Below are 12,265 nucleotides of genomic sequence, written 5' to 3' on the forward strand. Positions count from 1 at the left end.
ACGCCGAAAATTTCACACAATCATGCAAGATTCGGTGCTTATTTCGGAAGCAAAAAAACGACGCCGTCAACCCCCACCTAATCATCGGGCTGCTTATTACATAAGTCAGATTGACTTCGGCATCAAAAATCTTGGAACGGCAGCCCCCTTGAGCGAAGGGGGCCGAAGTACTCCGAATCAATTCAAGATCAATAACCACAACCGCTTTGTTATAAAAGCTCTTGCGTCAAACTTCACACCCAAAATCGGACTTCGCGGAGAACCATTTTCAGAGAAATTCCCCTGCCTCACCACGCGGAACTAGAGCGTGGAGACCAAGTTATCCGAGACTAAACTCTATGCACCAAAACCTTCCGATGTATGCTAGATCGCTGAAGATCCCTTCAATTCACTTCTTCACTCAGACGCGAGGCAATCTGGAATGGGTACCGTCAGGAATCCACGTCGACGCGCGTTCACTCTGATTGAACTGCTGGTGGTGATCGCCATCATTGCAGTCTTGATTGCCCTCTTGCTTCCGGCTGTCCAGGCAGCCCGCGAAGCCGCCCGCCGATCACAATGTGTGAACAACATGAAACAGATCGGCCTGGGACTTCATAACTATCACTCGACCAATGACAGCTTCCCGTGGACCTCAGGGTGGAACTCTCCCGTATTCCCGACCTACAACGCGGGAAACGAGTGGAGCTGCTTTAGTGCCCAGGCACTGATGCTGCCCTACATGGAGCAGAACGCCACGTACAATGCGATCAACTTCAACTGGGGCCTTTATCCCTTTAACGGGACCACCGACACTCTCCAGTCCACCGCCATCTATCAGGTCATTTCCTCATTCCTCTGCCCGAGCGACCAGGGTCGTGGTCGGAACAACTACCGAGCCTCGAACGGAACCAACTACGACTGGCACAGTCGGCAGTCCGGATCGGGAGCGCTGGTGAGGACAGTTTCAGCCGGTCAAACCATTCGTGGCGTTGCCGGAATCACCGATGGCACCTCGAACACGATCGCCTTTCTCGAGCGCAATCGTGGCGATGGTGATGGCGGCAAGTACACCCCGGGCGACATCATTCAAGGAGTGGGGATCACCGGATTTCCCACCTTCGTGATTCAAAACCCACAAGATCAGGCGTATCTGCCGACCGCAATCCAGACGTGCAACGCGTCGACGAGCAGCACTTACGACTGGGGTGGATGGACGTGGGCAGGAGGGGAATACACCAACGCGGTGATTAACTTCGTTCTGACCCCCAACCACAAGAGCAAAGACTGCTCCCCCTGGGGTGGTGTTGGCACTGGCTATGGATTCTTCACCGCACGTAGCTGGCACTCGGGAGGCGTGAACACTCTGCTGGCTGACGGCTCGGTCAAGTTCATCAAAGACTCGATCAGCCCCCAGACCTGGTACGCGCTTGCCACGGCCACGGGCGGTGAAGTGATCAGTGCCGATGCGTTCTAACTAAATCTCGCAACAGATCAATCGCGGGTATCATCGCTTCGGCGTTGAGACGCCTGGCGGCTTCATGCCGGCACCACCCGCGTTGATCTGCTTCGAGAGATCCTTGAGGTTTTCTTCCGTGACCGGAGGACCGGTGGACACCGTATCGGGTGTCGACCCGCCGCTGCCGCAACCTGCGAGCGGAGCGACCAGGAATGCAAAGATCACGAGATGTCGCAGCCGATAAACAGAATTCATGACGGCATATCCCCTTTCATCAGGTGAGCGAGAATCGAAGAAAGGACTGATTCGCACGAAACGTCGATCCGAAGGAGTCGACCGTCATCAGTCGGGCTTCTCGAGCCCCAGTAGATTTCGGTGGATCCCATCCAGATCGAACGGTCTGTACCCTATCTGAGTCGATCGATCCGAACAAGAGATGAGATTTAATTCCGAACGAGAAGTGACACAACCTCTTCAACTCTCCCCAGTGAGGTTCTCTGTCACGGCGAAGCGAGGCTTCCTCTCCGCTCACCCAGGGTCAGGAGCTTGGCGGCGGAACTCAGCAGAGGCTGTCGAATTGCTGATTGGACAAGCCCCTGGAGTTCGCTCGAGCCCGCCACGGAGGATTGCAGCCAGACGTGGGCGACCAGAAGAAAAATGGTGAACGTCCCTAGGCACTCACCTAAGCGTTTCCCAACTTCAGATTCCGCGAATGGAATGCGAGTGCTTCACGCACATGCTGATCCCAGTACACCCAGTCATGGGTGCCCGGAAACTCCTCATATTCGTGCGGAATATGAAGATCACTGAGATGCTTGTGAAACTCACGGTTCTGCTCGATCAGAAAGTCGTCCTTGCCACAGTCGATCCGGATCGCGGGAATCCGACCGTGGTCGATCCGCTCGACGATCGCGAATGGGTCTTCGGCCCCCCCCTTGGCTGATCCGCCGAAGATGCGATGGGCTTCCGGACTTCGAATCTTGGCCTTCTCGGGATCGAGGCGAGGGAATGCGAGCGCCCCCGAGTGGGAGTTGACGCTAGCAAACATCTCGCAATGTTTCAGACCAAGCTTGATGGCCCCGTACCCCCCCATCGACAGACCGCCGATGGCGCGACCCGAGCGTTCCGCCCTCACCGGGAAGGTGCGATCGACCAGGCCGACGACATCTTTGATCAGGTCATCCTCATACGCCGACTCACCGTCGGCCGAGTTGGTGTACCATCCTCGGCCGCCGTCGGGCATGACGACGACCAAGGGCAGCCGGGCGACGTAGCGCTCGATGCTCGTTCTTCGCATCCAGATCGTGTGGTCGTCAGACAAGCCGTGGAGCAGGTAGTAGGCTCCCCAGGGGCCTGGAATCGCCGGGTCATCAGGGAAGATGATATTGAAGGACGACGCCTTCTGGAGCGAGCGGCTATGGTAGTTAATCGTCGCGAAAGCCATCACAGTCTCCAAACCTGTTCAAGGACCCTGGGCACCAACGAGTCGGTCAAGGAATGATCGCCGATTTTCCCGGGTTGAGACACGGGGCCTCGTCGAATTCCGTCTCGTCGGCCAGAAGCCGCATGAACTCGACTTCGGCTCGCTCGAGCAGGGCCCGACAATCGACATGGCCGCAGAGCGTGCCCAGATCAAGTCGCGACAGGAGCGCCTTGGTGATCGGCCGCTTGGCCTCGCGAAATATCAGCGCGTCGATCAAGGCGAGCGTGGTCGGGTCATTCAAGAGCGCGGAGGTGATCGCCGCTTGCTCGGGGGACCGGCACGGAAGGAAGTAGCACGTATCGTCGAGCATGACGGGCCGACCACCGACCGATCCCACGGCCTGAAATCGCGGCCGCTTGCCCAGACCGGAAACGGCGACCTTGTAAGGGGCGAAGCTATAAGGGCCGATCCCGAACATCGCATACGAGGCTTGGCCCCGATAGATCGACGACTTTCGCCGGGCAAAGACCGCTGCGTGCCCTTCGAGATAGGTCCAGAGCCGAGGGGCCGCCTGCTCGAGTCCGCGCGTGTCCTGACCGACCCGCCGCTGGGTCACGATCACCGAGCGGTTCGGGCGCGGGGCGGGACCTCGGACAAGGTCGGCCCCCTTGAGCAGTGGGTAGACCCACTCCGGCTCGACATCCAACAACTCACCCCGCTTGTTGCGGAGCGAACCCGTGCCTGGGTCATGCTCCAGTTCCATCACCGTCGCGGCGTCGTGCTTGAGCCCTTGTCGCCAAGTCAGTGGAGACAGACCGTCGGCGAATGCGAGCGGCCGATACCGGTCGATGTCGGCAACGAGCTTTCCCTGCACAAACCCAATCGCTGACTCTGGCCAGGGGGAAGGAAAGCCTGCGAAAACAGGCACGCGCTCCAGTCGCGAGCCCACCCCCGCTCCGAGTCTGACGCATAAGAGACAGGCGTCGACCGCCGCCCGAAACCAGGCCTTGGCATCGAGCCTGACGATCGAGGCCTCAGCGATCGGCAAGTCGCTACGCTCGGCGAACTGGAGGACCGCACGAGCCACCGAAGTCTTGCAGAGCAGGGCGATCGTGGCCCCCTCGCCAGCGAGTTCCCGGAGCAGTTTGAGCCAGATCGCCTCGGCGATGTCGAAATTCGAGGAGCCCGTGCGGGCATCAATCCCCCGCAACTTCTTCACGTTCGACTTCCGCGGCAGGTTCTCGCTCCCCAGGATCCCAAGCTCGGCATTCGTGACCCAGGGGGGGTTGCCCACCACCAGGAGCGGCCCTGGTTGTCGCCATTGGATGTCGCGCCGGAGGTCGAGGTCGAAGAGGTTGCCCCGAATCACCTCGACCTGCACGGAGCGCGCATCGCGTGCAATCGCCTGGGCGGCCTCGTAATGGCTCGCCTGAATCTCGATTCCCCGGATCTCGCGTGGAGGGGAGGGCCCGTCGATCAGCCCTTGGAGGAAATGGCCCCGGCCGCAAGTCGGTTCGAGAACCCTCGGCCACTGCTCACCAATCGGCCCGAGCCGCTCGAGAACCGCGGCCACGAGCGGGGGCGGAGTCGGGAAATCACCGAGATCCCGACTCAATTCACTGGCCCCCAGCGTGAGCGTGACAAGCCAGCGCCCAAGGACAAAGCGAAGAGGAATCCCGATTGATTCCTCTTCCCCGCCGCTTGGCCTGATTTACTTGATCCTGGCACCGGCCACGCACTCGGGGTCGTCGGCCGTCAGCACGATCACGCGCTCGCCCGAAGTCGCGGCCAAGAGCATGCCGTTGGACGTCTCGCCGCGAAGCATCGCGGGGGCGAGGTTATTGACCACGACGATCAGCTTGCCCACGAGTTGCTCGGGCGTGTAATGCTGACGGATGCCGGCCACGATCTGCTTCTGTTCATCGCCCACGTCGATTTGCAAAAGCAACAGCTTATCGGCGTTGGGATGTGGCCTCGCTTCCAGGACCTTGGCCACCCGCAACTCGATCTTGGCAAAGTCGTCGTACGTCACTGGCTCGGCCATCGGCGCTCCTCGTCTTCTCGATCTCAGAATCTTCGGCACTCAATCCGGCATCCTAGCCGCTCACTTTCGACCTTGTCAAGCAATGCCTGCACCTACGTTCACACACGATCCGAACGACCGATCAACTCGTCGGGATGAACTTCCAGCCCCCCGGCCATCCGGAAAAATGGGGAGACAATCCCACCTCAAACGGCCCCAATGCCCCTGGGCCGTCCCCTCCGGAAGATCCTCGCAAGCTCGGCTTCCAGACTACCGGCTCCGCGGCGGGGTGGCCAGGCGGAGCAGGCCGCCGCAAAGGCCGCGGATCACGGCCCAGGCGATCACGAATGGGGTGCTCGGGTGCTTGAGGATCGTCGGCTTGTTCTTCTCGAAGGCAAAGTGCCCGAAGAACATCAGGGCGTAGCCGCCAAGAAAGAGACCGAGCGACCAGAGCGGGCGGAACGGGACCAGGATGACCGCCAGGGCGATCATCGGCCAGCCCGCGCCGACGTGGAGAAAGTGATTGACCGGGTGGGTGTGATCCTTGCGGTACTTGACCACGAACCGGTCGAGCTTCGAGGAGCACTCATTCGCGGGTTCCTTCCCCTTGATCCTGATCGAGTCCAACGGTCGGCCATAAGTGATCGTCGCGTTTCGCTTCAGACCCGTTTCGTTTACTTCGCCGGCCGGCTCGCCGCGGCCCCGGCCCCGATCTCGGCCGGCTTGATGCCTTCGCGGACCTTGGGGTCGGTGTACTGATCCAGGCCCTTGTGGTTGATCTGCCCCCAGTAGGTCTGGAAATTGAACTTGGGTGAGTTGTCCTCATCGTGGCAGCGATAGCAGAGGCCCGCCTTGTCGGCCCCCGCGGCGGTCCGAGCGATCAGCTTGCGAAACTCGAGATTGCTGGGTTCCTCAGCGTGCTTGGAGGCGGGACCGTGGCAGTTCTCGCACTGATTGCCCTTGAGATACGCCGTGGCCTGGGCTGACTTCCAGCCCGAGTTGTACTCGAAGCCCGTCGTATGACACGAGATGCACTCGGCGTCGAACTGGTGATCGCTCCGATCCCCCTTGGGGTCCTTGACGATATCCTCGAACGCGTGGGCGTGCTTGGAGGCGGCCCATTTGGCATAGGTGCCCGGGTGGCACGTCTTGCACGTCTCGGCACCAACGAAGGTCGCGCCCGGCGCCCCTCCGACGTAATTGCGGCGTGGGAAGTTCTCGACCACTCCCGCTTGCTTGAGCATCTCCTGGAAATCGTCCTCGATCAGCTTTCGCATCGGTCCGGCGTCGCTGTTATAGCGGCTGTTCAAGGGGACGCGTTGAAAGCGATACTTCTGGTTCGGATCGTTGTAGAGTCCGATGACGCCGACAAACTTCCCCTTCGTGCCCACCTGGACCAGGAGCGTCTTGCCCCCATTGAGCCGCTCAGGATCGGCGTCGGGGTCGGAGTTCGAGGTCGCCACGACGATGTCGAAGCCGGGGAACTTCGCGGCGAGCGACTTCGCCAGCTCCGGCGGGCCCTGGACCAGAAGGACCTGGGTGTCGGTATCCTTCTCGAGGTCGGCCAGAACGCCGGGCAAAGCCGCTTCGGGCGAGAGGATGGTGGGAAGCAGCGTTTCCTTCTCGTCGTCCTTGAGCTTGGCGAGCGCATCGGGATCGAGAATCGCGGTGATTCCGATCGTCAGCGGTCCGGTCTTGGTCTTCACACTCGGCCGGATGTTCTGATCGAAGCCCTCGGCCGGCTTGACGTTGGCGACGACGACTCGGGGCTTCTCGGCCAGATTGATAATCTGTCCGAGCAACTCACCGACCCCCAGCTTGAGATCCTCGGCGCTGAGCGCAAAGGCGTCGTACTTCAACATTTCCAGGGCCTTGAGGGCCACGCTGAACTTGATTTTGACCTGCTCGGGCCCGCCTCGGGCGCCGGCCGGGTCTTTGACCAGGCTGCCAAGATCCACCAGGGCCAGGGGCCACTGATCGGTTTCCCGAAGATGCCGGATCAAGTCGTACCGCCGACGGAGGCCGCCGAGCTGGCCCGACGTACAACCGCAAGGCTCGAGGTAGCCGTCTTGTTCGCCCGAGATGAGCAACGCCGCGACCGGCTTCGGCCAATCGGCAAAGAGCTTCTTGCTCGCACCGGTCTCGGACCCCGCAGCGCCCGGTTTCGCAGACTCTGCCGACGACGGCTTCGCCGCGGGAAGATCCCCTCCCGTGCCGTCGGTCCCGGTGTTGCAACCGACGTAGGCCACGAGACCCATGGCCAACGCCAGGGCGGCCATCGGCCGGAATGAGGAGCGAGACATCGTCATCCTTTCCCGAATGTGGGGGACGAAGACAGGGGCCTCGTGCCCGCGTCCATCGCGGAGGATGCGGCCGCAACGATCCCCGACGCCGACCCTTGAGCGGGCCTTGGAGGACGCTGTTATAACGCCCTCCGCGTCGAGAGATAAGGCCAATCGACCCAATCCCTCCCGGACCAGGGAGATCGCGGCCACCCTCCCCAATCACTTCGTACTACGTCTTCAACTCGCACTCCGGATAAAGCCGGAGATCGGGATCTTCAGTTCTTTGGCAAACGGGTGGTCAGTCTCGAGAATGACTTCTTCCTCCACCGTTCCCGTGGGCAGTCCCGGAGGCACCGTAACGATCAGTCGATATCTACCGGGTTTATCGCCTGGCACGATCTCGACCTTGAATTTCTCCGGCTTCTGCTTCACCTCGAACTTGGTCTCGCGTTGATTCTGGACCAGCATCAGGAGATTGACCTGCTCGCCCGCTTGACTGGCGTTCCCTCTGAGCCGCAACTTGGTCGGAACCATGGAGATCGGCCCGACGATCTTCCCGGTCAGGCTGAGCCTCACCTCGGGTTCGTTGGGATGATCGGTTTTGATGACCAGCTCTTGGAGGAACGTGCCCAGCGTCATCCCTCGCTTGATCGTCAGAACCACCTGGCGGCCGGCTTTGGTGTTAATCTCCTTGCAATCTTTCTCGGACAGCGGCTTCTGCTCGGCCGTGATGAACTCAGGGAGCGAGCTGGAAATCTCGGTGATCTTGAGGTCGGGCTTGTCCTGCGAATACACCGCGAACATGACCGTGTTTTTTTCCTTGTCGCTGGAAATCTCCGCGACGCTGATCGTTTGATTCTCAGAGGGGGGATAAATCATCACCGCCGGGCTCACCTCGCCCTCGGCGGCAAAGGTGATCTTGGGCATCTCAGGGTCGTTCGTGATGAGCGTGGCCGGCTTGTGGTAGTGGCCGTTGGACAGCGTCTCCCAGGTGAAATGGATCACGGTCTCTTCCTTGGGAGGAACCGTCTTTGATCCGCTCACTTTGCGATCCTTATCCATGAAACCAGCCACCGTGCAGGAGCAAGGAGGGGCTTCCAAGCTCAGAATCAGGTCACCCTCCCCCTCGTTCTTGATCGTCCAGTCCCTCTCAAACTTGGTGTGAAGCGCTTTCGAACCGAACTTGTAAACCAGGTCTCCCTCGACCACGGCTTTGGGAGTCGGTCCGCTCGTTCCCACAGAGGCTGGGAACTCCGGCCCACTGACAATCGATGGTTCCAGCGAAACGCTCTGAACGACGATGGTTGCAGTCGCCGTCAGCGCGACGACGAGGACCGCCAGCAGGATCCAGCGCACCATGACAAGAAGACTCCGCGTTAACCGACCCGACTGAAGACGATCGAGAACGATGACGACGAGACAAAACGAGCGACCCCTCGCACGCAAGCGGCCTCCCCTATGGAATAATACGATCTTAGAGTCCCGCTTTGTTCGCGGTCAAGCAACGGCCCAAGGTCCCGCTCAATTCACGATGAAGCGTTCAGGACGGGGCAACAAACGCCACAAGCCCCCTCGGATCGCGGGAACTGTCTGACGGAGCGGCCGGTCGGGTACAAGAACCCACCGTCAGGCAACCGGTTTGAGCGAGGCGAGGCGATCGCCCCGTCGAAACCGAGCCGCGGTCAGCCAAAGAGCGAGGCGAGCGGGGTTCCCTCGGAGAGACGGAACGGACGACTGAAACGATCCTCGATCATCGCCCCAGGGTCGACACCAAAAGCGTGGAGAATCGTGGCGGCAAAGTCGTCAGGGGTAACCGGATTTTCCTTGACGTAGGCAGCGGTCTTGTCGCTGGTCCCATAGACCTGACCGCCGCGGACGCCGCCTCCGGCCAGCAACTGAGAGTAGCAGAACGGCCAGTGGTCGCGGCCCGCCATGGTATTGATCTTGGGCGTGCGCCCGAACTCCCCGGCGACGGCAACGAGGGTCTCGTCGAGCAGTCCCCGCGCCTCGAGGTCTTCCAGCAGCGCAGAGAAGGCCCGATCGAACGACGGAGTGCAGTAATCGTGCGTGAGCATCTGCTCACCGGTGAGAATGCCGCCGACGCCACAGATGTCGGTGGTCACGCCGTGGTTATCCCAGAGGTTGAACTGGCACCCTTTCTTATCGAAGTAGGTCCAGAAGACATTGACCATCCGAACCCCAGCCTCGACCAGGCGGCGGGCCAGCAGAAAGCTCTGCCCGTACTCGTTGCGGCCGTAGCGATCGCGAACCGAGTCGGGCTCGCTGGAGAGATCGAAGGCACGGCGGCAAGCCGGGCCGGAAAGCATCTCCATGGCCCGCGAGACCTCCCCTTCCCAGCGGGCCTGAGCGTCAGACCCGGCCCCAGGGCTGACGTTCGATTGCGTCAGGAGCCGACGTCGCGCGTCGAACCGGTCGGCGCTCACGTCCGCGGGCCGGTCGAGTGCTTCGAGGCGGAGTTCCTTGGGGGCGAGCGAGTCGATCTTGGGCTCGTTGAGCGTCACCGAGTCGTAGGACGCCCCGAGGAAACCGGCCGACTGGCCCTTGTGGGGGGGCGAGAGCGTCGTGAACGGCCGAGGGAGCGTGACCCAAGGGGGAAGCACGCCGCAATCGCCGCGAAGTTTGTGGAGGATCGCACCGAGCGCGGGGTGGTCGCGGCGGGTGACAAACAAATCGTTCGCCGATGCGGGGAGTTGACCCAACAGCGTGTGTGCGATCCCGAAGTTATGGTCGGCGCTGCCGTGGTGCATCGAGCGAATCACGGCCAACTTATCGGCATGCGACGCGACTCGCGGAATCAACTCGGTAAACCGGATCCCGGGCACGCTGGTGTCGATGGATTTGAAGGGGCCGCGGATCGTATCCAGGGCGTCGGGCTTTGGGTCCCAAAGGTCGAGCTGCGAGGGGCCGCCGCACAGGAAGATGTAAATGCACTGGCGGGCCTTGGCGGAGGAACGCGCCGGCGCGGCGGCCTGGGCCGCCTCGGCGAGCAGCAACGGCTGGAGCGCCAAACCGAGCGCACCTTGCGAGCCCAAACCTAAGAGCTGGCGGCGGCTGATACGTCCCGTCCCTCCAGCGGCGAGCAGGTTGAGCATACCGTTCCCCTCGTCTTGATTCTCAGTTCGTTCGCGGGAAGCACTCAGCCTGAGAGACATCCCAAGCGGGTGCCTCCAAAAAGAATACCAGTCGCACCTGCCAACTTGTGAAATAATCCGAAGTACACTCGTGCGTGTACGTGCTTTGGATCTCTCCAATCCGTAGCTTGGCAACAGTCTACGGAGATCGATGCGCAACGCAATCTCCAAGCGAGGTCTTCCACGCGTGGGTGCTCAGCCAGGCCGCCGGCCAGCGAGGTTGATCCCGTGGCCCTGGCCCTCGTGGTGGAAAACCTGGCCGGCCGAGAGGTCAACAACCTCCACGAGACCGGCCGCTCCAAACCAGGCAAGCACCTCTTCACGCGTATGTCGCGAGAGGTAACGGGGGGCGTACCAGTCCAGGGTGTCGCAGACCCGGACCTCGGGGTCGGGGTGCATTGAGACCCCGTACGTCAGAAGGTGGAGGGCGACCCCGGCGCGATTGACCAGCCGCCGCGGGCTGGCCATCAGCCGCCGCTTCCAGCCGCCCACCGGGGCCATCAGCCGGCTCAAGGTCAGGAGCCAGGAAACGGGAAGCCGAGTCGAGACACCGCGGTGAACGCGGACGACCGCCTCAAGCAAAGGGCGTTCCCGAGGATAAACCCAGATCACGATCCGTCCGCCCGGTTTGAGCAAGCGTGCGAGTGCCAGGAAGGCCGCCCGTGGGTCGGGAGTGTGGTCGAGAACGCCGAGTGAGTAGATGTGATCGAAACTTCCCGCCGCGAACGGCGGACGAAGTAGGTCCCCTCGCGTCAGCGAAACGCCCGGCAGGTCGGCCGTCAGCTCACGAGCGGCGCGCACCGCTTCGCTCAGGTCGAGCCCGATGGCCCGAGCGCCCAGCTCCGCGGCCATCCGAAGGTAACGCCCCATCCCGCAGCCGGCGTCCAGCACCAGTGCCCCCTCCAAGTCGGCCGCCGTCAGACCGGTCCGATTTCGGAAGGTGGCCCGGTCCTCTTCGGGGCGGAGAATCCGAAACTGGTTCCACTGGAGAGAATACGTCGACTTCGTTCGCGATTGGTCAGTGGCCGTCATGGCATAAAGGGTCCGGCTGGTGTGATCGGCCATTCCGAAAAAAAGTACCGAGAATCAGGGGGAGGAAACGAAGGACCGTCTTGCTAAACGGGTTGTTTACGCTCCCACTGCTCCTCCGCGGCACTTCGGCGAAGGTATTGGGGTTCGAGGAACAAGGGAGCATCGCGGCGTCCGGTGGCCCAGACGTCGCGGGCCAGAAGCATCAGCCGACCACCGTCGGGCCAACTCATTTCGGCCGGCGCTGTTCGGGCGTGCTCCGGCAAGGGAACGGTCAGACGCTCGAGCCCCGGCCCGAGCACAAGAGTCGGCACGGTCAACCCCGCCGACCAATCCGCCTGAGACTCGATTCGGGTCGGTGACGTGCGAACCAGAGGCGCACCAGGTTCAGGGCGAGCGAAGTTGGCCACATAGAAGTCGCCGCGCTGGGCGTCGGCAATGACCGAGAGAAAGCGTTCTTCCTCCGGTGCGTTGCGTGCGAGCACCTCCAGGCTATCCAGTCCGGCGAGCGGCTTGCCCGTCGTGTAGGCCAGAGTCTTGGCCGCGGTCAGGCCAATCCGTAATCCGGTGTAGGAGCCCGGTCCCAAGCCGACGGCGATTCCGTCGAGCTCGGCCACAGTCAAATTCGCCGCGCGTAGGAGTTCGCGAACGACAGGAATCAAGTTGCGTCCATGACGCTGAGCGGGGTCGGGCACGGCGGTGTGGATCAGTCCATCCGTGGTCGCAACCGCTACGGCAGCATGGTGAGTCGAGGTGTCGAGGGCCAGAAGGTTCAAGCGACTACAGACTCCCTGAAAGACGAACTTGGGACACCGTAATTAAGTAAAGAGGAGACAGAGGTGGGCTTGACCTTGACCCCCGCCCCAAAACCAATCTATTCTACAGAAAGATTGTGGGGCACCATGGCCTAGTTTT

General features: G+C 61.5%; 11 protein-coding genes. 1 reads left to right on the forward strand and 10 read right to left on the reverse strand.

What is annotated here, in order from left to right; translation table 11 throughout:
* The first annotated feature begins 421 nt into the window (after positions 1-421).
* Positions 422-1,456, forward strand: coding sequence for a DUF1559 family PulG-like putative transporter (locus V5E97_RS01725; RefSeq protein WP_406697552.1), 1,035 nt, complete (start codon positions 422-424; stop codon positions 1,454-1,456).
* Positions 1,457-1,486: 30 nt separating this feature from the next.
* Here the strand turns inward: V5E97_RS01725 and V5E97_RS01730 are convergent, their stop codons facing one another.
* The 10 genes from V5E97_RS01730 to tsaB form a co-directional block, all read right to left on the reverse strand.
* Positions 1,487-1,693: a hypothetical protein gene (locus V5E97_RS01730; protein WP_406697553.1), complete on the reverse strand. Its 207-nt coding sequence runs from the start codon at positions 1,691-1,693 to the stop codon at positions 1,487-1,489.
* 427 nt (positions 1,694-2,120) lie between these two features.
* Positions 2,121-2,882 (reverse strand): alpha/beta hydrolase, encoded by a 762-nt coding sequence (locus V5E97_RS01735; RefSeq protein ID WP_406697554.1) that lies wholly within the window; start codon positions 2,880-2,882, stop codon positions 2,121-2,123.
* A 46-nt stretch (positions 2,883-2,928) separates the two neighbouring features.
* Positions 2,929-4,476 carry a class I SAM-dependent methyltransferase gene (locus V5E97_RS01740; RefSeq protein WP_406697555.1) on the reverse strand — a complete coding sequence of 516 codons (1,548 nt, stop codon included), beginning with the start codon at positions 4,474-4,476 and terminating at the stop codon, positions 2,929-2,931.
* Between the two features lie 96 nt (positions 4,477-4,572).
* Positions 4,573-4,905, reverse strand: coding sequence for a methionine--tRNA ligase subunit beta (metG, locus tag V5E97_RS01745; protein WP_406697556.1), 333 nt, complete (start codon positions 4,903-4,905; stop codon positions 4,573-4,575).
* A 249-nt stretch (positions 4,906-5,154) separates the two neighbouring features.
* Entirely contained in the window at positions 5,155-5,511 is a 357-nt protein-coding gene (locus V5E97_RS01750; RefSeq protein WP_406697557.1) for an Mpo1-like protein, read from the reverse strand.
* Between the two features lie 47 nt (positions 5,512-5,558).
* The gene (locus tag V5E97_RS01755) at positions 5,559-7,187 is read right to left on the reverse strand and encodes a multiheme c-type cytochrome (protein ID WP_406697558.1); all 1,629 of its coding nucleotides are present in this window, start codon (positions 7,185-7,187) and stop codon (positions 5,559-5,561) included.
* Positions 7,188-7,406: 219 nt separating this feature from the next.
* Complete coding sequence (locus tag V5E97_RS01760; protein WP_406697559.1) at positions 7,407-8,528, reverse strand: hypothetical protein; 1,122 nt, start codon at positions 8,526-8,528, stop codon at positions 7,407-7,409.
* 323 nt (positions 8,529-8,851) lie between these two features.
* Positions 8,852-10,282 (reverse strand): DUF1501 domain-containing protein, encoded by a 1,431-nt coding sequence (locus V5E97_RS01765; protein WP_406697560.1) that lies wholly within the window; start codon positions 10,280-10,282, stop codon positions 8,852-8,854.
* Positions 10,283-10,516: 234 nt separating this feature from the next.
* On the reverse strand, positions 10,517-11,353 hold the full coding sequence (locus V5E97_RS01770) for a class I SAM-dependent methyltransferase (RefSeq protein ID WP_406697561.1): 837 nt from the start codon (positions 11,351-11,353) through the stop codon (positions 10,517-10,519).
* A gap of 83 nt (positions 11,354-11,436) precedes the next feature.
* Positions 11,437-12,126: a tRNA (adenosine(37)-N6)-threonylcarbamoyltransferase complex dimerization subunit type 1 TsaB gene (gene tsaB, locus V5E97_RS01775; RefSeq protein WP_406697562.1), complete on the reverse strand. Its 690-nt coding sequence runs from the start codon at positions 12,124-12,126 to the stop codon at positions 11,437-11,439.
* Between the last annotated feature and the right edge of the window lie 139 nt (positions 12,127-12,265).

Source organism: Singulisphaera photorubra (assembly GCF_045290345.1).
Lineage (GTDB): Bacteria > Planctomycetota > Planctomycetia > Isosphaerales > Isosphaeraceae > Singulisphaera.